The following is a 23,686-nucleotide window of genomic DNA, read 5'->3' on the forward strand; positions in this document are numbered from 1 at the left end:
TAATGATTTACTTAATCGTTTGATTGGTTTTTAATTTCTAGCAAAGTAACGGTACTACGCACCGGAGTATTGCTGGGCACTCTGTTTTCAACACCATAATAGCCATAAGCTTTATGGCTAGGAAAAAGAAAAGTTACTGTCTCTCCTTCTTTCATAAGTTTAATACCTTCTCTTATTCCAGAAATGAGGTCTTGATTGCTTTGATCTATTTGAGTAACCGTATTACCTATCTCTTCTTGAGATACAAGTACCTTGCCATTTATAGCGGCAATATTATAATTAAATAATACGAGGTCTCCTACCTGAGGTGTAGGTTTTGACAAGGTGTCTTTTTGTACGTATGTATACCAAAAACCACTAGCCGAACTTTGATAATCGTTTATGGTATCAGACTCAATAACTTTTTTTAAAGCTTTCTCTTCTTGCGCAACACGTTCTATATTACGGGTAATAGTTTTTGTCTTAACATAAGACCCAGATTTTTGAGTAACTGGCCTTCTTGCTACAGTTTCTGAACAAGAGATGGTAAGTAGCGCTATACAAAGTATTACAAATGTGTATCTCATTATGTTAACTGTTCTTTATACGTAGGTAATAATGCTTTAAACTGCGCTACGGTTTCTTCAAGAGATGAATCACTTTTGCCACCTGCTGCATTTGTATGCCCTCCACCGTGGTAATGTGCTCTTGCAAGTTCATTTACAGAAAAATCACCTTTAGAACGCAGTGACATTTTAATGATACGATCTGCTTTATTTTCTATAAATATAACCGCAAATATAATGCCCTCTAGTGAAAGACAGTAATTTACAAACCCCTCTGTATCTCCTTTTTGAAATTTATGATCATCCAGTTCCTTTTGTGATATGGTGATGTATGCCGTACGATACTCACGTAAGACTACAAGATTGCTTAGTGCAACGCCTAGTAGTTGTAGTCTAGACTCACTATTAGTGTCATAAATGTTTTGATGTATTTGGTCATTATTTGCTCCTTTCTTGATAAGTGCAGCAATTACCTCGTGCGTTGTAGCTGTGGTAGACGGAAATCTAAAAGACCCTGTATCTGTCATAATACCTGTATATAGACAGCTAGCCATATCTGCAGTAATTATATCTTCATCCCCCAGTGATTTTATAAAGTGATATACCATCTCACACGTACTACTCATACTTGTGTCACTGTAGGTTACAGCCGCATAAGTATCTGGTTGCTGGTGATGGTCTATCATTATAAAGGGAGCACTTACTTTATCCAGTTCTGCCTCAAGGTCGCCTGTACGTGAGAAGTGGTTAAAATCTAGCGTAAAAATAAGATCTGCTGTTGTGATAGCTTTTCTCGCATTGCCTGTATTTGAGGTGTAAAATAATACTTCACTATCTCCCGGAAGCCATTTTAAAAAATGTGGATACTCATTAGGAGCAACGACTACAGCCTCGTGTCCCTTCTTTTTAAGGTATGCTGCAAGAGCAAGCGTGCTTCCCATAGCATCTCCATCTGGATTTTTGTGGGGTATAATGGCAATTTTTTTTGAGTTAGAAAGTAACTCTTTTGTGGTTGTGATTTGCGTAGGATTCATAGATAGCGAAGATACAATTTCTCTTGTGCTTGTTTTCTGCTTGGGATTAATTATTTGGGATTTTAAGTGGTTGTAAACTTAATATTGTGATAACATTAAAAATCGGTATTTTTGCACGCGATTTTAAGAAGGTATTTACGCTTTCGCGAAAACAAATAAGTTATTCTCACAAATGTGAGGGTTTTTGACAACACAAATTGCTTAGGCACATAAACGTACAGCCTTTGCAGAAAATGAAAGATATGACAAATAGAACTTTTACAATGATTAAGCCTGATGGCGTTGAGAATGGACACATCGGAGCAATTTTAGAAAAAATCACTGCTAGTGGTTTCCGTATCGTAGCGATGAAGCTTACTCAAATGACAAAGGCAGATGCAGAGACTTTTTATGCTGTACACAATGAGCGTCCATTCTTTGGAGAGCTTGTAGAGTTTATGACACGCGGACCTATCGTTGCAGCGGTACTTGAAAAAGAAAACGCAGTAGCAGATTTCCGTACTTTAATAGGAGCTACTAACCCTGCAGATGCTGCCGAAGGTACAATACGTGCACTTTATGCAACTTCTATGGGAGAAAATGCAGTACACGGTTCTGATAGTGATGAGAATGCAGCTATAGAAAGCGCTTTTCACTTTGCTGGACGTGAGATGTTTTAATTGCTAGTGCAGTTACAAACTACCATATAAGGTGTTTTACACCATACTTTAAAAGCTTCTCTATAACGGAGAGGCTTTTTTTGTGGCTTCATTTTTTTGCGTTAAGGATAGCAGCGGTTACCCCACAGGAGTGAAGCAAGTGGAGGGACGACGCTTGTGTAGCGACGAGGAGTATGAGCGTATAGCCTGCCTCGTAGAGGAACGCCCAAAAGTGTCAAAACAACTTGATAATTGTGGGTTGTAGAACGATAAAAATGAGATTTACAACGTTTGAAATTGCGTTAATGTATATCTATTAATGTAATAGCAAATAAATTAATTAATTATAGCTATTTTTGCACCGCCAAAAACACGGCATTAATACAACCTATTATGGACATAAGGAATATCGCGATTATCGCCCACGTAGACCACGGTAAAACAACCCTGGTAGACAAAATTATGTATCACTGTGAGCTTTTTAGAGAAAATGAGTCTAAAGGTGAACTTATACTAGATAACAATGACCTGGAGCGTGAGCGCGGGATTACTATTACTTCAAAAAACGTTTCTGTAACCTACAAGGGTACTAAGATTAATATCATTGATACTCCTGGTCACGCCGATTTTGGTGGAGAGGTAGAGCGTGTATTAAATATGGCAGATGGTGTGTGTCTACTTGTAGATGCCTTTGAAGGACCTATGCCACAAACACGTTTTGTATTACAGAAGGCAATAGACCTAGGTCTTAAGCCTTGTGTGGTTGTAAATAAAGTAGATAAAGAAAACTGTACTCCAGAAGAGGTACACGAGAAGGTTTTTGACCTTATGTTTGAACTAGGTGCCGAAGAGTGGCAACTAGACTTCCCTACAGTATACGGAAGTGCAAAAAATAACTGGATGTCTGACGACTGGCAGAAGGAAACAGACTCTATCGAGCCATTATTAGAAATGGTGATGGAGCACATACCAGTACCAGAAACTAAAGAAGGAAACACGCAGATGCTTATCACATCTCTAGACTTCTCTTCTTTTACAGGTCGTATCGCAATAGGACGTCTTAACCGTGGTGAGCTTAAAGAAGGTATGCAAGTATCTCTTGTAAAGCGCGATGGTACTATTAAGAAAACTCGTATTAAAGAACTTCACACTTTTGACGGTTTAGGTCGTATTAAAGTAGAGTCTGTACAAGCAGGTGATATCTGTGCGATTGTAGGCCTTGAAGGATTTGAGATAGGTGATACTGTAGCAGATTTTGAAAACCCAGAAGGTCTTGCAACGATTGATATTGATGAGCCTACAATGAGTATGTTATTCTCTATTAACGATTCTCCTTTCTTTGGAAAAGATGGAAAGTTTGTAACATCACGTCACATTAAAGATCGTCTTACTAAAGAACTAGAAAAGAACCTTGCGCTACGTGTAAACGATACAGATAGTGCAGATAAGTTCTTAGTATATGGTCGTGGGGTTATGCACCTGTCTGTACTTATCGAGACAATGCGTCGCGAGGGGTATGAATTACAGATAGGACAGCCTCAAGTAATTATAAAAGAAATAGACGGTGTAAAATGTGAGCCGGTAGAAGAGCTTACTATTGACCTTCCAGAAAATGTTTCTGGTCGTGCAGTAGAGTTTGTAACAATGCGTAAAGGTGAGATGCTTTCTATGGAAGCAAAAGGTGAGCGTATGATTATAGAATTCTTAATCCCATCACGTGGTATTATAGGATTACGTAACCAACTTCTTACTGCTACTGCTGGAGAAGCAATTATGGCACACCGCTTTAAAGAATACCAGCCTTTTAAAGGTGATATCCCTGGACGTATTTCTGGATCACTTGTATCTATGGAAAACGGTACAGCTATCCCTTACTCTATAGATAAACTTCAAGATCGTGGTAAGTTTTTCGTATCACCTGGTGAAGATATCTATGAAGGTCAAGTAATAGGTGAAAACTCTCGTCAGGATGATATGAATATCAATATCACAAAAGCAAAGAAGCAGTCTAACGTACGTTCTTCTGGAGCAGATGATAAGGCTAAGATTGTACCTGCAATTAAGTTCTCACTAGAAGAAGCGCTAGAATATATTCAGAAAGATGAGTATGTAGAGGTAACTCCTAATCACTTAAGACTACGTAAGATTTACTTAAAAGAAGTAGACCGTAAGCGTAACAAGATTGCCTAAGGATTTAGTATTCTTATAAATCATAAACCCCGCTCTAAAAGAGTGGGGTTTTTTTATGCGCTTTCGCGAAAGCGTAATTTAATCTCTTACCATATCCTATAGAATTAAAAATAGTTTTACTTTTATTGAAATATCCTAAAACTCGCAACCAAACCATCTATACTGTAAAAAAATATCAATCCGCAGATGTCCAGCGCTGGAACAATTTTGTAGCACAGGCAAAAAATGCAACCTTTCTACACGACCGTTCCTTTATGGAGTATCACAGCGATAGGTTTACAGATTACTCACTGCTCGTTTACAAGGGTGAAAAACTTGTTGCACTCCTTCCGGCTAATGCAGACGGAAATGATCTATACAGTCATCAGGGGTTAACGTATGGTGGTGTTTTGCTTTCGCGAAAGCAAAAACTACAAGATGTCATAGCAATTACTCAAGAAATATTAAAGTATGCGCAGCAACAAGGCTTCACATCTTTATATCTAAAACAGCTTCCCACGTTTTATGCGGTGATGCCTAGTGATGAGTTTGAGTATATCGCACAATTACTTAGTGCTAGCTGTTACCGGGTAGATACTGCTTCTGTAATAGATTATAGGAATACATTATCCATACAATCTAATCGTATGGAAGGAGTAAAAAAGGCAGAAAGAGCAGGTCTGGTTATAAAAGAGGAAGTAGGTTTTGACAACTTTTGGAACGAAATACTCGTACCTAACCTAAAGCAAAAACATCAATCACAACCCACACATACCCTAGAGGAAATAAAAAAGCTACAAGCTTCTTTTCCAGAAAACATAAGGCAGTTTAATGTCTACCATAATAATACGATAGTAGGAGGGGCAACTATATTTGAGGCTAAAACCACGGCACACGTTCAATATATTTCGGCAGGAGAGAATAAGCAGGAGTTGGGAACGCTAGATTTCTTATTTTATGAGCTCATAGAGCAAACCTTTGCACATAAAAACTACTTTGATTTTGGTATTTCAAACGAAGAGGGCGGCACAAAACTCAACAGTGGCTTATCTTACTGGAAAGAATGTTTTGGAGCACGTACCCACGTTCATAAATTCTATAAAGTAGCCGTGCAGAATCATTCACTACTTAAAGATGTCTTGATATGATTCCATTTTTAGACTTAAAAAAGATAAATGCACCTTATGAAAAGGAGCTTAAGAATAAGTTCGATTCTTTTTTAGAGAAAGGATGGTATATTCTTGGCAACGAGGTGACGGCTTTTCAAAAAGAGTATGCAGCTTACTGTGGTACTCAATTTTGTATAGGTACAGCAAATGGCCTTGACGCCTTGAGGCTCATTCTGGAAGGCTATAAAATACTAGGTAAACTGCAAGAGGGCGATGAGGTGCTCGTTGCGAGTAACACTTACATTGCAACCATCATAGGAGTAAAACAAGCGGGCTTAAAACCTATACTAGTTGAGGCAAATCTTGACACATTCAACTTTGATTATAACGATTTAGAACAGAAAATCACTTCAAAGACAAGAGTGATTATGCCTACACATTTGTACGGAAGACTTACAGATATGGATAGGGTTAACGCTTTCGCGAAAGCGTACAACCTACTCACCGTTACAGATTGTGCACAATCACACGGGGCAATTACAGCTTCTGGTATGCGCAGTGGCTCTCTGGCAGATGCGAGCGGTCATAGCTTTTACCCCACAAAAAATCTAGGTGCTCTAGGTGATGCAGGAGCAATCACCACAAATGACAAAGCGCTAGCCGAAGTTGTAGAAAAATATAGAAACTACGGCTTTAAAGAGCGCTATGTCGCACAATATACTGGAGTAAATAGCCGCCTCGACGAACTACAGGCTGCTTTTTTGAGAATAAAACTTAGAGATCTAGACACGCAGAACAGTAAGCGCATCGCTATTGCAAAGCAATATCTTGAAGGGATAAATAATGAACATATTATTTTGCCACAATGGTCTGAGGGTAAGGATTACGTCTGGCATCTATTTGTAGTGCGCTGTGAGCAGAGGGATGTATTACAAGAATATCTTAAGGCAAATGGTATCGCAACGATTATACATTACCCCGTGCCGCCGCACAAGCAAGAGGCTTTACAAGTGCTTGGATCTATGTCCTTACCAGTTTGCGAGCAGTTGCATAGTGAGGTGCTCAGTTTACCTATCAGTCCATCGCTTGCTAAAACGGAGATTACCCAGATTATAAAAGCCATAAACGACTTTAAATGCTAGGTAAACTACGTAGCGGTATTGCAAATAATCTTTTACTTAAGATTACTTCTTTTAATGCAATAAGTGTGGGCTTACAAATACTAGGAGGTCTTATCACGTCAAAGCTTATCGCTATTTATCTAGGAGAACGCGGTATGGCATTGCTAGGTTATTTGCGCAATTTTATGACCACCACGCAAGCGGCCGGTAATCTAGGTTTGTCTAACGGTATTGTAAAGTATGTTGCCACAGGTGATGAGGAGAGTCATCCATTATCAAAGTTACTGTCTACTGCTGTCATCGTGAGTTTGATCGCTACTATAATTGTTTCGACGATTTTATATGTAGGGGCTGCTTATTTTAATACTCAGATTTTTGGCAATGGGGCGGAGTACATATACGTGTTTAAATGGCTGGCAATAGCACTACCGTTTATAACACTTAACGGTATTTTGCTAGCTGTTATTAATGGACAGTCGGCTTATAAGAAGGTGGTGAAGATTCAAATCTTTTCTAACCTGATAGGTCTTGCCATAACCATCTTAAGCATCATATACTATGGTGTACAAGGAGCACTAGTTGCGCTTGTTGTTAGTCCGGCGGTGATACTAGTGATTACGCTAGTTGCTTTAGGAAAAGAAGGTAGCGTATTGAAACACATCTCATTCTCAAAATTTGACACAGGCGCTTTGCGCAAACTAGGGTCTTACACGCTTATGGCCTTATTTTCTATGATTGTGTTGCCGCTGGTGTATATCGCAATACGTAGAGAGATAGGGGAGGGAGCTGGTTACTGGGATGCTATGACGCGTGTGTCAGATTACTATTTTAAGTTTGTAGCGACATTAATGACCCTATATATTTTGCCTCAATTATCAAAAGCCACCACAAGCAGTGCTTTTAGAAAAGAGATTTTCGGGTTTTATAAAACCATCTTACCCCTGTTTGGGCTCGGGTTGTTGCTTATTTATTTTTTGCGTTCATTTATTGTTCAGTTATTATTTACTGAAGATTTTATGCCTATGACCTCATTGTTTAAATGGCAGTTGCTAGGAGATTTTTTTAAGGTTGCCTCACTAGTGATAGGCTACCAGATTATAGCCAAAAACAATCTCAAATTATTCCTCATTACCGAGGTAATCTCCCTTGTTGTAATTTATACTTCTGGAATATACTTTGTGCAAAATTTTGGTGCAGAGGGTGCGACAATGGGACATTGTTTAAGTTATTTTATGCATTTATTGGTATTACTGTTTATCTTTCGGGAGTCGCTTTTTACAAAAACCAATGAGTAGCCTAGGTAACATATTGCAATCATTTAGAATCTGGAAGTACAAGTTGCTCTCACAGACTACCTATGTAGACAGTAAACCTATGCTTTTTCAACCCGCACAACTTAATGGGAAGGGTGTGATACGCTTTCGCGAAAGCGTACAAATAGGTGTCATAAACTCTCCATCATTTTATAATACTTATGCTTACATCGAAGCAAGAAAGGAGGGAAGTGAGATTATTTTTGGGAACAACGTTGCGATTAATAATAATTTTTGTGCCATAGCAAACGAGGGAACGATTGTGATAGGAGATGATACTACAATAGGGCTTAACTGCTCCATTTATAATTGTAATTTTCACAGTCTTGACCCCACCAGACGCCGAACCGATGCTGGACCAAGTGCCGCAGTAACGATAGGCAAAAATGTATTTATAGGCAATAATGTAAGCATCTGGAAAGGCGTGTCAATAGGTGATAATGCCGTGATTGCTGCTGGAAGCGTTGTGACATCCTCGGTAGCTGCGGGAGTTACATTCTCTTAATTATGTAGCTTGCCAAGTCTTAAGATATTGCTGGGCGACTTTTGTGTAGTGGTGATGGGTTTTTATAAAGTGATGTGCGTTCTCACTTATCTCTTCAAGAAGCGCAGGTGACGCTATGAGCTTTTCTAGATTTGCCACAATTTCATTTACATCTGGTGTCGCATCTATTGCCACCGTTTTATCTAATTGATATTGTGCTTTAAAATGCGGGCCAGCACCAGTAAAGACCACCTTACCTTTTGCCATAGACTCCAGCGCATTGTAACCTTGATCGTGGGCATAAACTTGATCTAGCACAATATGTGCTTTATTATAAGCGGTAATATATTCATCATACGGTAGATTTTCTGTGGTGATGATGTTTACCTTCTCGTTGTATTTATTGCTTATAATAGCAAGCGCTTGCTCAAAAAGGTCATTTCCTTTTTTGTAATAGTTATTTCTATTAATCCCGTGAAAGATGGTAATAGGATACGTAAAAGCAATCTCCTGCTTAAGTATCTTATCTACGTTAATAGGGTTTGGGATGAGCCCCTTGTATAAACGATGATCTTTAAGAGGGAAATGATAATCAAGATCTGTAGCAATCACACCATCTACAAGCTTATATAGTGCCGTGTGTAATCTTTTATAAGCGGGTGCCAGGTACTTAAGCGCCGGGGCAAAAGATGTTTTTGTGAGTTTACCTTCCTTATAGGGTGTGGCAATTGTGTATGGCAACTCGTCTGTAAAAGCGTGGGTAACACTTATGTGGTCTGTACCGCAAGAGAGGAGAAAGAGATTTTTATTATGCTCTTTGAGATACTGAGCTATCTCAAGTTCTAATGACGGCGTGGTGTTAAAACTAGACTCATTAATAAGTTGCACCACGTCATAACCAGAAAGTTGAGGTTTTAATTTTGTAAAGTGGTTACGCAGTGATTTTTCTGAAATATCAATACCGGTTAATTTAAGAATGCTCAGTTTTAGCTTCTTTTTCCAGCTAGAGGTATAACCTCTTTCTAGAGGGATGTCTACGGGAAATTTTTTAAAGCCATCGCCAGAGCCCACGAGGGTGACCTCGTGACCTAACGCGGTGAGACCTTCTTTGAGAGAATTATGAAGTCGGCTGTATTCGCCTACAAGTAAGATGCGCATTGATTATATTTGGTAAACAAAAACTCCTTCTGTTGCCGAAAGATACTCATAAAAAAATTGCACTAGTTACCATTTCCTTATCTGGTGGTGGTGCAGAGCGGTCTACGGCATTTTTATCACAGATACTCACAGGTCTCGGGCATACGGTACACATTATCTGTATAAGAGATGGGGTTTCGTATCCTTATAAAGGCACGTTATTTAATCTAGGTGCAGATAAGCGTGAGTACGACGGGCTAATTACAAAATATAAGCACCTCAAAAGATTAAAGGATTACTTACATAATGAGCAGTTTGACCTTGTTATAGATAGCAGGTCTCGATCTTCTGCTTTAAAAGAATGGGTGTATACAAAGTACATTTATAAAGCCCAAAAAGTACTTTATATGGTGCGAAGTGCTCGATTAGAAACATATTTTCCAGTACCAGATGTGCTTGCAAAGTGGTTTTATGGTAAGCGTCATTTTGTAGGAGTTTCAAAAAGTATTGCTGCAAAGATTAAAGCGAGATACGGCTTTAAACATATTCATCAGGTATATAACCCTATCCCAACAATGACTTTTGGTGAGAGCAATGTAAGCCTTCCGGAGACGTACCTTTTAGGGTATGGAAGACTGGTAGATGATGTAAAGAACTTTAGTTTGATGATTTCCGCTTTCGCGAAAGCGAACTTAAAACTACCCCTCGTGATTATGGGGGATGGTCCAGATGCCAAAAAGCTAGCAACACTCTCAAAATCTCTTGGCATAAATGATAAAGTCATTTTTATAGGGCATCAATCTAATCCTGCACCAATAGTAGAGCGAGCATTGTGCACCTTACTCACCAGTCACTATGAAGGCTTCCCGATGGTGCTAGTAGAGTCGCTAGCGCTAGGCACTCCGGTTATAAGTGTAGATTGTGACTCCGGGCCAAAAGAGATTGTGGAAAACGGTATAAACGGTATGCTAGTAGCAAATTATGATGAGGTAGCTTTAAGTACCGCCATTCGTACATTTGTGCTAGATGGTGAGCTTGCCAGTAGCTGTAAAAAAAATGCGCAAGAAAGTGTAAAACATCTAGCCGCAGAACACATCGCTCTAGACTGGAAAAAAATACTAGATAGCTTATGAAAAATCTTATAGAAATACCTAGAATTACAGACCCCAGAGGCAATCTAGCTGTGATAGAAAAAGAGGTGTTACCTTATGCTATAAAGCGTGTGTATTATCTTCACGATGTACCTAGCGGAGCATATAGAGGCGGTCACGCTCATAAAGAGTGTAAGGAGTTACTCATCGCTGTAAGTGGGAGTTTTGAAGTAGTGCTTGATAATGGCAACACAAAAGAACGCATTATGCTTAGTAAGCCTAACCAAGGCTTGCTTATAGATGTAAACATCTGGCGGGAGTTAGAAAACTTTTCTTCTGGAGCAGTATGTCTCGTACTAGCATCTCACGAGTATGATGAAGATGATTATATACGTAACTATGAGACTTACAAGTCTTTAAAAAGCTGAGAGTTTAATCCCTGCTCTTTCAAGGAAGCTTTGACTCTTAAAAGCAAAACGTAAGGCGTAGGTGGGTAGACTTAATAAAAAACGCTGTTTGCTATTGAGGTTGTTCATATCAAGATGCGCTAGATAGGTGTTTACCTCACTTTTTTCTCCCCAAAGTCGGGCTCTTAGAATGAGGGAGTACCTGTTGAGATCAATAAACTTTTTGAGTTCCTCATTTGTTTTTTCTTCTTCTAGATATGCTAGATAGTCTGGTCTATCTTTTACAGAGCGAGTCCCTTTATAAAGGCTTTGTGGCGCATAGCGATAGGTTGCACAAGCTTTGGTGCTAAAGGCAATTCTGTATTGTAAACCTATGCGTATCCATAAGTCGGTATCTTGACCGCTTTTTATCTTTTCATTAAAATATCCTACATCCTCACATACAGAACGGTGTAAAACGGTGGAGCTACTCGTAAGTAATGTGTTTTTATAACTGCTTGTAAAGTAATCAAGGTCTAGAAAAGGGCTGTTATCTGGGTTTTCAAAGCTGTAGCTGTTAGGCCTTGTATGGTTTTTATATTCTTTGTGCACTGCCGTTGCAAATACGTAGTGCTCGGGATACACATTAATAAGTGCTGTAATTTCTGCTAGGTAGAAGGGAGCCCATAAATCATCACCATCTAGCAGTGCGATAAACAATCCTCTGGCAGATTTTATGCCTATGTTGCGTGCAGCGCCTGCTCCTACGTTTTCTGCAAGCGGGAGATACATAATTTTTTCTGAAGCTATAGATTTTATGACAGCATCACTAGCATCTGTAGAGCCATCGTTTACTACTATAACTTCAAAGTCTTGAATACTTTGCTGTAGTACACTCTCTATGGTCTCCTTTACAAAAGGGGCTTTGTTATAAACCGTAATGACCACAGAAAATTTAGGCATTTTTTCGACTTTTTATATAGTAGTTCAGTCTGAATAAGTCAAACAGAAATAACGACGGTCTATTGCTCACGATGTTGTTTTGTATTCCTAATTTGAAGAGGCTAAAAATTGTAGGATATACGAAGTCTAGACGGAGTTTTCTTAATTTTTGATAAGCTTGCTGTAATGATGTGAAGTTTCTGCTTATACTCCCGCTATGCTCATAATGTATGAGTGTGTCAATAGCCTGTAGTGACTTGTCTAGAAATATCAAATTATCTTCAAGACCCGTATGTACAATAGGGTTATCTATGTGTAAAACAGTGATTTTTTGATGATAAACTTGGTAAGAAAATATATTGTCAAGTCCGTAGCGCCTGCTCTCTACAATGTTTAGATTAATGAACACTTCTTTTTTTACAAGTATATTTTGCGAGATAATATACGATGGGTTTTCCATTCGTAGTTCGGCATTTTTTGCCTCTCGATTTATACCGTATTTCCAGCGTAGCTCTTTATTTTTTGGTGGTATGTTTACATATGAAGTACCACCTACTATGATAGAGCTATCACTTTGTAATGCTGTGAGATAGTTTTTAATAAATTGATCGTTGTCAATGAGAACATCTGCATCAAGAAATAGAAGCCAGTTATACTGTGCACTTTTAGCAAGCTTAGAGCGCGTTGCTGTTCTTCCTAGGTTGCTTTCATTTTTAAGAGTACGCACATTAGGTTGTGCAGTGAGTGCACTATTTTGTTCTTGGTATAAGGTTGAGGCATCATCACAAAAAATAAGTTCATAGACTACCCCTGCCTCTCGTGTCTGATCAAGGAGTGAGGTGACAAGTGCAGTAATACCTGTATTATATGTCGGGATAAGAATGGAAAGCATACCTACAGACGAAAATACAATATTAAGATGATGTATGCCTACGCTTATAAAAACGGTAGCCAGTAGCTTGTCTTGGTAAAAGGATTATACAGTCTTTTGTACAACCTCAAAAACTTTGTTACCGTCACACTTTAATGTCTTAGAAGGGTATTTAAGTAAAAGTGCATAGTCGTGTGTTGCCATAAGGATGGTATTGCCGTTTTTATTAATCTCCTGCAATACTTCCATAACCTCTACACTTGTTTGAGGATCTAAGTTACCTGTAGGCTCATCTGCCAGAATAAGTTCTGGGTCATTGAGCAAAGCACGAGCAATGGCGATACGTTGCTGCTCACCTCCAGATAGCTGGTAAGGATATTTAAAGCCTTTACTTTTCATCCCTACTTTATCGAGAACGGCATCTATTTTAGCCTCCATTGCTGTTTTATCTTTCCAGCCGGTGGCCTTAAGCACAAATTTTAGGTTGTCTATTACCGTACGGTCATTTAGTAATTTAAAATCTTGAAAAACAACGCCCAGTTTACGACGTAAGAAAGGAATATTCTTTTCTTTGAGTCCGTTAAGGTCTACGCCTACTATGTTTCCTTTGCCCTCTGTGAGCGGTAGGTCACCGTAAAGCGTTTTCATAAAACTACTTTTTCCAGATCCTGTTTTACCTATGAGGTATACAAAGTCACCTGGCTCTATGGTAACATTTACTTCAGAGAGAATGAGGTTTTCTCGTTGGTAAATTGCGGCGTGTGATAATTGAAGTACGGGTTGTGACATAAGTTTTGGTCTGAGTTTCAAAGTAACGGAATTTAGATGAAAGTGTTTTATGACCTTTTAAAAATTTCTTTAAGTATCTCAGGTATATGATGCTCAGCGCTATTTGTATTAATTAAACAAGATTGTTAAAAACCCTTTTTACAACTTCACATAATTAACAAAGATTTAGGTCGTTATCTTACTGTAAGAAAGATAACTTTGAACAGGTTAGAAAAGGGCGTTTTTACGCTTTCGCGAAAGCGTAATTCTTCCCACATAACATCAATAAAACAACTCATAACTATGCATAAAATCAAGTATGTACTTGTTGCATTATTTTTATACACCAGTATTGCAGTAGGGCAACAATCTGCAATTTATACAAACGACCTCGCTCAGTTTAATAAGGCACTATCGTTATACAATAGCAAGCAGTACCTAGCATCTCAAACACTTTTTGAAGAAGTAAAAGCAAAGACTGATGATACAACGGTAAAAGGTGACTGTGCTTATTATATTGCAAATGCCGCTGTGAGACTCAACCAGCAAGGAGCAGATAACTTGATGCTTGCTTTTGTGACAGAGTACCCTACAAGTACAAAGCGCAATAGTGCTTTTCTAGACGTAGCGCAGTATTATTTTGAAAATGGCAAATTTGCTTACGCGCGTAAATGGTATGATCGTGTAGATGAAGCAACGCTCACAGAGGGAGAGAAGGAGACTTTTTACTTTAATAATGGGTATGCTTATTTTAAGAGTAAGCGTTTTGACGAAGCAAAAAAATACTTAAATCGCGTGCGCGATTCTCAAAAATACGGGGCGCAGGCTAAGTATTACATAGGGTTTATGGCATATGAAGGAGATGACTATGAGCAGGCAAATGAACTTTTTGATGAGGTAGAAGCAGAGAGTGGTGGTGCATATAATGAAGACCTTGCTTATTTTAAAGCAGACCTTAATTTTAAACTAGGAAAATTTGACCAAGCCATCTCTGAAGGTAAGTCTCAGCTCGCAAATGCAAACCCAAAAGAGAAGTCCGAGCTTAACAAAATAATAGGTGAGAGTTACTTTAACCAGAATAAATACAGCGAGGCATTACCATATCTTAAAGAGTATAAAGGTAAACGCGGGAAGTGGAATAATACAGATTACTATCAGCTAGGATATGCTTATTATAAACAAGGAGATTATGCAAGCGCTGTAAATGAGTTTAATAAAATTATAGATGGTAATAACGGCGTTGCACAAAATGCATACTATCACCTGGCACAATCGTACATAAAACTTGATAAAAAGCAAGAAGCTCTCAATGCCTTTAAAAATGCAAGCGAGATGGATTATAACGAGACTATAAAAGAAGATAGTGGTCTCAATTATGCAAAACTTAGCTATGAGATAGGTAACGCATATAAGCCTACACCTACTGTTATAGCAGACTATATGGAAGCTTATCCAAAATCTCCGGCAAAAAGCGAGCTAGAGTCATTACTTATAGATTCTTACATCACCTCAAAAAACTATAAGGAGGCAATGCAACTCCTTGAGAGCAATAATAGTTTTGATAATAAGACAGCTTACCAGAAGGTAGCCTTCTTATATGGGCTTGATTTATATAACGAAGGAAAATTTCCAGAGGCTAGCGCAGCTTTTACAAAATCGCTTAAAGAGCCACAAGACCCATTATACGTTACAAGAGCAACCTACTGGAAAGCAGAGAGCGATTATATTGCAAATGATTTTAAGGAAGCCATTATAGGGTACAAACAGTTTTTAGGCAGCAGTAACGCTGCTAGTACTCCAGAATATGGTGATATAAACTATAACCTGGCCTATGCATATTTTTCTGATAAAAATTATGAGCAAGCAGCAATCTATTTTGAAAATTATACAAAAGGAAATGTGCAAGACAGAACGCGACTTAATGACGCCTTTCTTCGTCTGGGAGATAGTCGCTTTATAAGCAGTAAGTACTGGCCAGCGCTAGAGGCATATAATAGTGCAATTGCTCTTAATGAAACAGATCAAGATTATGCGACTTTTCAAAAATCTATGAGTTACGGTTTTATAAAAAAGAACAGTGATAAGATAGCAGGCCTTAAAAGTTTTGCGACAAAATTTCCGAGGTCTACCTATCGTGATGATGCATTATACGAGCTAGGTAATATGTATGTCTCACAAAATAATAATGACCAGGCCATTGCGGCTTACGATAAGCTTGTAAGAGATCTACCAGGTAGCTCATACGTGTCAAAAGCGCTGCTCAAAAAAGCGCTTATTCTTGATAACAACAACAACTCAGATGAGGCCCTTCGCATACTACGTGGCGTTGCGGCAGATTATCCTGGTACGCCAGAAGCACTGCAAGCAGTGACTACTGCAAAGCTTATTTATATAGACTTAGGTCGTGTAGATGAGTACGGCCAGTGGGTGAGCACGCTAGACTTTATAGATGTTGAAGATGCAGAGCTAGATGATGCTGCATATGCCTCTGCAGAGAAGCAGTATGTAGAAAACAATATAAACCAAGCATCACGACTTTTTGAGGAGTACCTTGCTAATTATCCTAATGGTCAGCACGCGTTACAAGCTCATTTTTATGTGGGTCAGATCGCTTTCGCGAAAGCGGAATACCAACAAACTATACCGCACTATAAGTTTGTAATAGGTAAAGAGCGCAGTGAGTTTACAGAGCAGGCACTGGCAAGACTGGCACAAGTATACCTTACTGCCGAAAATTATGTAGAAGCCATTCCAGTATTACAACGCTTAGAAACAGAAGCAGACTTCCCGCAAAACATCATTTTTGCACAATCTAACCTTATGAAGTCATATTATGAGGGAGATGATTATAATCAAGCGGTAATTTATGCAACAAAAGTGCTAGCAAACTCAAAAATAGATAACACTGTAAAAAGTGATGCTCAAATCATAATAGCACGTTCTTCTATAATAACGGGAGATGAGGTAAGAGCAAAAACAGCCTATGCAGAGGTGCAAAAAATTGCAACGGGTTCTCTAGCGGCAGAGGCTTTGTATTATGATGCTTATTTTAAAAACAAAGCAACAAGCTATGAAGCGTCTAACGTTGCTGTTCAAAAACTAGCAAAAGATTATAGTGGTTACAAAGAGTATGGTGCAAAAGGGCTTGTGCTTATGGCAAAAAACTTTTATGCACTAGGTGATGCTTATCAGGCTACTTATATACTTGAGAGTGTAATCACAAACTTTGCAGATTATCCAGAAACGGTAGAAGAAGCACAAACGCAACTTGCTATTATAAAAGAGGCAGAGGCAAAAACAAATGCTTCGGTAGAGAAAGGGTAATAGTATTAGTACAATATATATTTAAACACGTTAGTCTAACAACGTAAAAAATAAAACACATTTTATGAATAGTTCATTTCATACATCATATAAGCTTATAGTTGCTGTGATAGCACTTCTAGCTGTGCAACTAAGTTATGCTCAAGAAGAAGAGTCTACTATAGGTACAGAAGTGGTAAATGTAGTAAAGGCATACACGCCTACCATACGCGATGCTTTTAAGGTAAAAGCCACACCACAGCTTAATGACTCCATTACCACAGCAAAGAAAAAAGTGACTTACAGCATCTTTTCTGTACCTGTAGCGAGTACGTTTACGCCAGCAAAAGGTAAAGCGGCAGTTGTAAAAAAAGCAAAAAAAGAAAAGTTATATGATAACTATGCAACCTTAGGTTTTGGGAGTTTTACATCTGTACTAGCAGAGTTTTATAGCAATTTTCAAATAAGCCGTACAGAAGATTTTGGGGTGTTTTTAAATCATAACTCTTCACAAGGAGGTATAGATGGTACTGTGGTAGACGATTTCTTTTATGATAGTCGTCTCAATCTCAATTATGGAGCAAGAGAGCGTGATCTTACTTGGCGTGCAGATCTAGATGCAAAGCATCAATTGTATAACTGGTATGGTATACCAGAGGAGCTTAAGGAATTACAAGGCCCGGCAGATGGTCCTTTGTTTACAGAAGATTTTGATGTAACACACTCATATCTCACAGCGGGTCTTAATGGTTCTATAAGTCTTAAAGACTCTTTCTTTAAGGAAGCTACGGGAATGGTACGTTATTTTGGCGATGACCTAGAGAGTACAGAGCTTAGAGCGGTGGTAGCACCTACGGTTGAGTTTCCTATAGCTGGGGAGTTAATTACAACAAAACTGTCTGTAGACTATCTGAGTGGTTCTTTTGCAAATAGCTTTGGTGCAACTGGGACAGAGATTAATTACAGCTTCTTAAACGCAGGGATTAACCCAAGTCTAGTAATTCTAAGAGATGACTTAGAGGTAAAACTAGGGGTAGAAGGTGTTGTATCTCTTGATACAGAAAACAGTGAGACAGATTTCTTTATTTACCCAAAAATTGCTGCATCTTATAGAGTAGCGGGCGATTACTTTATTGCTTATGGAGGACTTGAAGGAGGTCTTATACAAAATAACTACCACGACTTTGCTCAAGAAAACCCTTTTGTATCACCTACACTTATAGTGGCTCCTACAAATAAGCAGTATGATGGATTTTTAGGTATGAAAGGAAAACTGTCTGAAGCTCTAAGCTATAACCTGCGTGCTAGCTATGCATCAGAGAGCGGGAAGGCGTTATACCAGCACAACCCTTACTCGCAGAGTGGTAACAACTTTGGGCAAAATGGCTATGAGAATGGAAACTCCTTTGGTATCGTCTATGATGATGTTAATACATTAGGTGTTTTTGCAGAGCTTAACTTTGATGTAAATGCAAATTTTAAAATGAAGTTAAACGGGCAGTTTAACTCATATACTACAGATGTAGAAGCAGAGGCTTGGAACCTTCCAGACCTACAAGCGTCATTATTTGCAGATTATCAGATTACAGAGCAATGGTTTGCTGGAGTAAACTTATTTTTTATAGGAGAGCGTCAGGATCTTGTATTTAGTCAAGACCCGGTAGATATATTAACGCCTAGCTCTATAGAAACATTAGAGAGCTATTTTGATGCAAATGCGCACGTGGGTTATCGCTTTAATAATCGTCTATCTGCCTTTGCTAGAGTTAATAACATTCTAGATAGTAACTACCAGAAATGGCTTAATTATGAAGTGCAAGGACTTCAAGGTATGGTAGGTGCTACTTATAAGTTTGATTTTTAGTAAAAATAACACCTGTCACAAAGCAACCTTTCTGTAGTACCTGCATCCTTTATGTAAACCCTATATAATGAAAAGAATGTTAGGCATTGTTGCCTTGTTTATAGCTACTATTTCTTGCAGTTCTGATTTAGATTCTGCTAGTCTTTCAGATTGTAGTCTTGTAGATTGTGCCTCTGGTAATTTACTATTACAATTTTTAGATAGTGAGACAGAAGAAGATGTGTTTTTTAACGGCACTTATAATCTTGAAGATGTAGTTATAACAGATCTAGAAACTAATGAGGATTTTGTATTCTTTACAGGTACCTCTCAAGAGTTTGAAACGGCACAAATAGCGCTTAATACATTTTTTGAAAGTCGTAACAATGTGATGCTTCGTATAGCCGTGCCAGATGGCTTTGAGACTACCTTATCATTTGATGTGACATTTATACAGGGAGAATGTTGTAATGTAAATAACTATACAGACGTATCATTTACAAATGTGACTAGCGTAGATGATAGTGATGGAGATCTCATATATAAAATATTCTTATAAAACACTTAGGTATGAAAAAGCTACTTGTTCTTATCATATTAAGTTTGTCACTAGTTGCTTGCGACTCAGATGATCTAGATTGTGCAAACGTACTCTGTGCGCCAGGCCCAGCGATGGTAATAACCTTTTTTGATGCCGAAACTGGAGAGCAATTATACACAGATACAGATGGAGAAGCTCCAGACGGTTTTACTATTACCGTACAAAATGACTTAGAGCTTTCGTATAACCAAGGTTACGTTTTTCAAGATGGAGAGCTTGTCATATATGTTTTTCCAGAGGTGGCTACCATCGTTCAAGAAGGCGTTTTTGATGTGACAATAAATGCAACAGTACAGACACAAGAATCTTCAGGGTGTTGTCCAGATTATAGCATAAGTAACATTAATGCTACAGGTGGAGATCTCACTGTAACACAATCACCAGAGTTGAGGTTGCGCATAGATTTTTAGAAAAAAATCGAAACTAAAAAACAAGAGGTTTTGTACATTAGTGCAAAACCTTTTTTCTTTTGAATAACACTTGGCACTGCGAGCTCTGTAACCACCAGCGTAAAAACCTAAAAGAAGGTTCTATTTGCAATCTTACAAAGCGAAAACCAGCCTTTAATCGTACCTGCTCAAAAAAGCTGTTTTCTACAAAATTTAAAAACCAACTTAGAGAAGTAAACGTTGTTTATGAGCACGCTATAAAAGATAAATGGTGGAACTACAGCTATACTATAATATTTGGCTTGCTAGGTGTGGGGATCACTTGTTTGGCTGCTTATTCTATAGTTTACATAAATAATCTTAATAATTCATTTCATTCGTCTAACGCTTATAGTTTAAGAATATACTTAATACCATTTATAATTTTTGGAATTGCCCTTAAGATTTTATCACAAGCAATAGGGATGTACAATATGTACGTATTAAAATCTCGAGAGGCAAAACTTAAAAAAGATCGGGTAGATGCCGTGCTTGCTTTATATGGTATCACCTATGATATAGACGTACAACTACACTCTAATTATAGGTTTCCTCAAGATGCTCAAGTAGATTTACAAATTAATAATCTTAGGTAATCACTTATAACTTCTCTTTCGTATTTTTATGCTTTAAACCATATTTTGATGCGTAAACTTTTATTTTCTTTATCAGTTCTTAGTCTTTTCATTTCTTGCGATAACAAGCAGGAGGCAGACCTTATTGTCACAAATGCAAATGTGTATACGGTTAATGACGCTTTCGCGAAAGCGGAATCCTTTGCCGTAAAAGATGGAAAGTTTATTGCCGTAGGAACCACAGCAGATATAACAGCACAATATCAAGCCACCGAAACTATAGACGCTACAGGTAAAACCGTTTTACCAGGCCTTATAGACGGGCACTGTCACTTTTATGGACTGGGGCAAAACCTACAAATTGCAGACCTCGTAGGTACCGAAAGTTATGATGAGGTTATAGAAAAGGTAACCGCTTTTGCCAAAGCAAATCCAGAAGCAACCGTTATACGAGGAAGAGGTTGGGATCAAAACGACTGGGCGGTAAAAGAATTTCCTACTAAAGATAAGCTAGATGCTCTTTTTCCAGATACACCAGTGGTACTAGAGCGTGTAGATGGTCACGCATATCTTGTAAATCAGAAAGCGCTTGATCTCGCAAAAATAGATAACACCACAAAGGTAAGTGGTGGAGAGATTGTGCTGGTAGATGGTAAAGTGACTGGAGTACTTATAGATAACCCACAAACGCTTGTAGATGCCGTAATGCCTCAAGCCAGCGTTGCCGAAAATGCTCAAGTATTACTAGAGGCGCAAGAACTTTGTTTTTCTTACGGGCTTACTACGGTAAATGACGCGGGTCTTAATAAAGATATAGTAGAGCTTATAGATAGCTTGCAACAGCAGGGAGACTTAAAAATGCGCATCTACGCGATGTTGTCTAACAATAAAGAAAACCTAGATCACTACTTAAGCTCTGGTAAGATTAAAACAGATCGTCTTAATGTGCGTTCTGTAAAGGTGTATGGTGATGGTGCTTTAGGATCTAGAGGTGCTGCGATGCGAGAGTCATATAGTGATAAAAAAGGTCACTTTGGGGCAATGGTAACACCAGTAGATGAAATTAATGAACTTGCAGAGCGTATCGCTGCTGCAGACTTCCAGATGAACACGCACGCCATAGGTGATAGTGCAAACGTGGTTGTACTGCGAGCATATGATAAGGTTCTTACTTCAAAAAAAGATCCACGCTGGAAGGTAGAGCACGCTCAAGTAGTATCTACAGAAGATTTTGACGTTTTTAGTGATAAAATTTTACCTTCTGTACAGCCTACGCACGCCACAAGTGATATGTACTGGGCAGAAGATAGAGTAGGGGCAGAGCGTATAAAAGGCGCTTATGCTTATAAAGACCTACTTAAACAATCTGGACTTGTTATTTTAGGAACAGATTTTCCGGTAGAGCAGGTGTCACCTTTTTACACATTTTATGCAGCAGTGGCTCGTAAAGATTTAAAACAATATCCAGAAGGAGGCTACCAGATGGAAAATGCATTGTCTAGAGAAGAAACCTTAAAAGGAATGACTGTATGGGCAGCCTACTCAAACTTTGAAGAAGCAGAAAAAGGAAGTATCGAGTCAGGTAAGTTTGCAGACTTTATCATTATGGATCAAGATATTATGATCGTAGATGAAGATGCAATACCTAATCTTGAAGTGGGTGCAACATACGTAAACGGCGAGAACGTTTACAACAAGCTATAATGAAGTCACAACAAGATCACCTCATTGAGCTTGCTCATTACAAAATGCCTTTTGGGAAATATAAGGGTAAATATCTGGTAGACCTGCCTGAGTCGTATTACGTATGGTTTAGGCAACAAGGCTTTCCAGAAGGGAAGCTAGGTAGGTTGCTACAAGAAATGATGGAAATAAAAGTTAACGGACTAGAGCCTATGGTGCGTAAAATACAGCGCGGTTTCCCTAAGCCTATTAACTTGAGCTAGCTTAAAACCCTTTGTGTATTATAAAAATAGCAGGTCTTTTATGTAGGTCTGGCGCATTAGATTTCCAGAAAGAAGCACTTTTTGTGATAATATACTCTGTTGGTAAGGTGATATCACAGGCTATACAAACTTGTGTATCTGGGTGTACTGTAGCACAAATATCTTCTAGCATTTTATTATTACGATACGGTGTCTCTATAAAAAGTTGCGTCTGGTTGTGCTCAAATGAGAGACGTTCTAGTCTTTTAAGCTCTTGTTTGCGCTCTTTTTGATCAATGGGAAGGTAGCCGTTAAAGGCAAAATTTTGTCCATTCATACCACTACTCATCATTGCCATAAGTATAGAAGACGGCCCTACTAGAGGTACTACTTGTATTCCTTTTTGATGAGCTATTTTTACCACTTCTGCACCAGGGTCTGCAACCCCAGGAACGCCAGCCTCAGAGAGTAAACCTACAGACTCACCTTGTAAACAAGGCTCTAGGTATGAAGGTATCTCAGATACGTCTGTGTATTTATTGAGTTGAAATAGCGTGAGTGACGGTTGTGACTTGCTAGGCGAGATAGCTTTAATAGAGCGGCGTGCCGTTTTTTCATTTTCTACTATATAGGTATCTATAAGTTCTACCACTTTCTTTACAGAGATAGGCATCACCTCTAGAGCGCTTGTATCACCTAGAGTAGTAGGGATGAGATATAATTTTCCGGTAGTTGTAAATGTGCTCATAGATAAGTCTACGGTCAGTCATATGGTTGGGGAGCTGATCGTGATAGACGCAATATAAATAGCTTTACCTAGATGCGCAACCTAAAGCGCATATTCTATTGCTGCTCACAAAGAAGATTTATTACTGCAGCTGTCCCGCAATCTCTTCACAGGCTTGGTCTAGCATCTCATAAACTCTTTTAAAATCTTCTTGCATACCGTTATAAGGATCTGGAACATCTACCTTCTCACCGGGAAAAACGGTGTCCAAAATCATTATAACCTTTCGGCGCTCCTCATCTGTACTTGCAAGCGCTAGTACATCTTCTAGGTTGTTTTGATCCATCACATAAATGTGGTCAAATTTTTTAAAATCGCTTTTTGCTATTTGCCTTCCTTTTAATTGTGAGATGTCTATACCATTATCTCTAGCAACTTTTATGCTTCTAGCATCTGGAGCATTACCTACGTGCCAGTCACCAGTCCCGGCAGAGTCTATTATAAATTGCTCGCTATCTAGTTTGTTACGTAAGATACCTTCGGCTAGGGGAGACCTACATATATTACCTAGGCACACCATAAGGATGTTTGTTTTTGACATCTGTAAACTTTTGAGGCGAAAGATAATTATTTTGAGTGCGCTTTCGCGAAAGCGTACCTTGTTTTATAAAAAAGC

23 protein-coding genes are annotated in these 23,686 nt (G+C 38.6%); 15 read left to right on the forward strand and 8 right to left on the reverse strand.

Translation table 11 applies throughout. From position 1 onward, the window contains the following. Window positions 1-11 precede the first annotated feature (11 nt). The gene (gldI, locus tag I597_RS07725) at window positions 12-566 is read right to left on the reverse strand and encodes a gliding motility-associated peptidyl-prolyl isomerase GldI (RefSeq protein ID WP_035328108.1); all 555 of its coding nucleotides are present in this window, start codon (window positions 564-566) and stop codon (window positions 12-14) included. After that, window positions 566-1,579, reverse strand: a complete 1,014-nt coding sequence (locus I597_RS07730) for a DHH family phosphoesterase (RefSeq protein WP_035328110.1) — start codon at window positions 1,577-1,579, stop codon at window positions 566-568. The genes gldI and I597_RS07730 overlap by 1 nt, the downstream gene beginning before the upstream one ends. Window positions 1,580-1,821: 242 nt before the next feature. Between I597_RS07730 and I597_RS07735 the strand changes: the two genes are divergently transcribed. The 6 genes from I597_RS07735 to I597_RS15125 all read left to right on the forward strand — a co-directional run bounded on the left by I597_RS07735 (window position 1,822) and on the right by I597_RS15125 (window position 8,434). After that, window positions 1,822-2,238 (forward strand): nucleoside-diphosphate kinase, encoded by a 417-nt coding sequence (locus I597_RS07735; RefSeq protein WP_035329086.1) that lies wholly within the window; start codon window positions 1,822-1,824, stop codon window positions 2,236-2,238. Between the two features lie 372 nt (window positions 2,239-2,610). Further along, window positions 2,611-4,407 (forward strand): translational GTPase TypA, encoded by a 1,797-nt coding sequence (gene typA / locus I597_RS07740; RefSeq protein WP_035328112.1) that lies wholly within the window; start codon window positions 2,611-2,613, stop codon window positions 4,405-4,407. 125 nt (window positions 4,408-4,532) lie between these two features. Next, a complete protein-coding gene (locus I597_RS07745) occupies window positions 4,533-5,534 on the forward strand; it encodes a GNAT family N-acetyltransferase (protein ID WP_236626662.1) in 1,002 nt (333 codons plus the stop codon). Continuing rightward, complete coding sequence (locus I597_RS07750; RefSeq protein WP_035328114.1) at window positions 5,531-6,637, forward strand: DegT/DnrJ/EryC1/StrS family aminotransferase; 1,107 nt, start codon at window positions 5,531-5,533, stop codon at window positions 6,635-6,637. The genes I597_RS07745 and I597_RS07750 overlap by 4 nt, the downstream gene beginning before the upstream one ends. Next, window positions 6,631-7,911 (forward strand): O-antigen translocase, encoded by a 1,281-nt coding sequence (locus tag I597_RS07755; RefSeq protein WP_035328115.1) that lies wholly within the window; start codon window positions 6,631-6,633, stop codon window positions 7,909-7,911. Before I597_RS07750 ends, I597_RS07755 begins: the two co-directional genes overlap by 7 nt. Continuing rightward, the gene (locus I597_RS15125) at window positions 7,904-8,434 is read left to right on the forward strand and encodes a DapH/DapD/GlmU-related protein (RefSeq protein ID WP_035328116.1); all 531 of its coding nucleotides are present in this window, start codon (window positions 7,904-7,906) and stop codon (window positions 8,432-8,434) included. The genes I597_RS07755 and I597_RS15125 overlap by 8 nt, the downstream gene beginning before the upstream one ends. Here I597_RS15125 and I597_RS07765 read toward each other — a convergent pair whose 3' ends face one another. Beyond that, the gene (locus tag I597_RS07765) at window positions 8,435-9,571 is read right to left on the reverse strand and encodes a glycosyltransferase family protein (protein WP_035328117.1); all 1,137 of its coding nucleotides are present in this window, start codon (window positions 9,569-9,571) and stop codon (window positions 8,435-8,437) included. Between the two features lie 32 nt (window positions 9,572-9,603). Between I597_RS07765 and I597_RS07770 the strand changes: the two genes are divergently transcribed. Then, window positions 9,604-10,683, forward strand: coding sequence for a glycosyltransferase (locus tag I597_RS07770; RefSeq protein WP_035329090.1), 1,080 nt, complete (start codon window positions 9,604-9,606; stop codon window positions 10,681-10,683). After that, entirely contained in the window at window positions 10,680-11,069 is a 390-nt protein-coding gene (locus I597_RS07775; RefSeq protein WP_035328118.1) for a sugar 3,4-ketoisomerase, read from the forward strand. Before I597_RS07770 ends, I597_RS07775 begins: the two co-directional genes overlap by 4 nt. Here I597_RS07775 and I597_RS07780 read toward each other — a convergent pair. The 3 genes from I597_RS07780 to I597_RS07790 all read right to left on the reverse strand — a co-directional run bounded on the left by I597_RS07780 (window position 11,058) and on the right by I597_RS07790 (window position 13,629). Continuing rightward, entirely contained in the window at window positions 11,058-11,990 is a 933-nt protein-coding gene (locus tag I597_RS07780; RefSeq protein ID WP_035328119.1) for a glycosyltransferase family 2 protein, read from the reverse strand. The genes I597_RS07775 and I597_RS07780 overlap by 12 nt on opposite strands. Then, complete coding sequence (locus tag I597_RS07785; RefSeq protein WP_035328120.1) at window positions 11,983-12,861, reverse strand: glycosyltransferase family 2 protein; 879 nt, start codon at window positions 12,859-12,861, stop codon at window positions 11,983-11,985. The genes I597_RS07780 and I597_RS07785 overlap by 8 nt, the downstream gene beginning before the upstream one ends. Window positions 12,862-12,945: 84 nt before the next feature. Further along, a complete protein-coding gene (locus I597_RS07790; protein ID WP_035329092.1) occupies window positions 12,946-13,629 on the reverse strand; it encodes a cell division ATP-binding protein FtsE in 684 nt (227 codons plus the stop codon). A gap of 282 nt (window positions 13,630-13,911) precedes the next feature. Here I597_RS07790 and I597_RS07795 point away from each other — a divergent pair, with 282 nt between their 5' ends. From I597_RS07795 to I597_RS07825, 7 genes are all read left to right on the forward strand, one after another. Continuing rightward, the gene (locus tag I597_RS07795) at window positions 13,912-16,932 is read left to right on the forward strand and encodes a tetratricopeptide repeat protein (RefSeq protein ID WP_035328122.1); all 3,021 of its coding nucleotides are present in this window, start codon (window positions 13,912-13,914) and stop codon (window positions 16,930-16,932) included. Window positions 16,933-16,996: 64 nt separating this feature from the next. Continuing rightward, entirely contained in the window at window positions 16,997-18,775 is a 1,779-nt protein-coding gene (locus I597_RS07800) for a TonB-dependent receptor (RefSeq protein ID WP_035328124.1), read from the forward strand. A gap of 67 nt (window positions 18,776-18,842) precedes the next feature. Further along, window positions 18,843-19,313, forward strand: coding sequence for a hypothetical protein (locus I597_RS07805; protein WP_035328127.1), 471 nt, complete (start codon window positions 18,843-18,845; stop codon window positions 19,311-19,313). Between the two features lie 11 nt (window positions 19,314-19,324). Continuing rightward, a complete protein-coding gene (locus I597_RS07810) occupies window positions 19,325-19,765 on the forward strand; it encodes a hypothetical protein (protein ID WP_035328129.1) in 441 nt (146 codons plus the stop codon). A 59-nt stretch (window positions 19,766-19,824) separates the two neighbouring features. Then, window positions 19,825-20,379 (forward strand): hypothetical protein, encoded by a 555-nt coding sequence (locus I597_RS07815; RefSeq protein ID WP_035328132.1) that lies wholly within the window; start codon window positions 19,825-19,827, stop codon window positions 20,377-20,379. A gap of 48 nt (window positions 20,380-20,427) precedes the next feature. Next, window positions 20,428-22,062 carry an amidohydrolase gene (locus tag I597_RS07820; protein WP_035328134.1) on the forward strand — a complete coding sequence of 545 codons (1,635 nt, stop codon included), beginning with the start codon at window positions 20,428-20,430 and terminating at the stop codon, window positions 22,060-22,062. Further along, window positions 22,062-22,304 (forward strand): DUF3820 family protein, encoded by a 243-nt coding sequence (locus I597_RS07825; RefSeq protein WP_035328137.1) that lies wholly within the window; start codon window positions 22,062-22,064, stop codon window positions 22,302-22,304. The genes I597_RS07820 and I597_RS07825 overlap by 1 nt, the downstream gene beginning before the upstream one ends. A gap of 1 nt (window position 22,305) precedes the next feature. Here I597_RS07825 and I597_RS07830 read toward each other — a convergent pair whose 3' ends face one another. Beyond that, the gene (locus I597_RS07830) at window positions 22,306-23,031 is read right to left on the reverse strand and encodes an SAM-dependent methyltransferase (RefSeq protein WP_035328140.1); all 726 of its coding nucleotides are present in this window, start codon (window positions 23,029-23,031) and stop codon (window positions 22,306-22,308) included. 121 nt (window positions 23,032-23,152) lie between these two features. Then, entirely contained in the window at window positions 23,153-23,611 is a 459-nt protein-coding gene (locus I597_RS07835) for a low molecular weight protein-tyrosine-phosphatase (RefSeq protein ID WP_236626663.1), read from the reverse strand. Between the last annotated feature and the right edge of the window lie 75 nt (window positions 23,612-23,686).

Origin of the sequence: Dokdonia donghaensis DSW-1 (assembly GCF_001653755.1) — a bacterium.
Taxonomy (GTDB): domain Bacteria; phylum Bacteroidota; class Bacteroidia; order Flavobacteriales; family Flavobacteriaceae; genus Dokdonia; species Dokdonia donghaensis.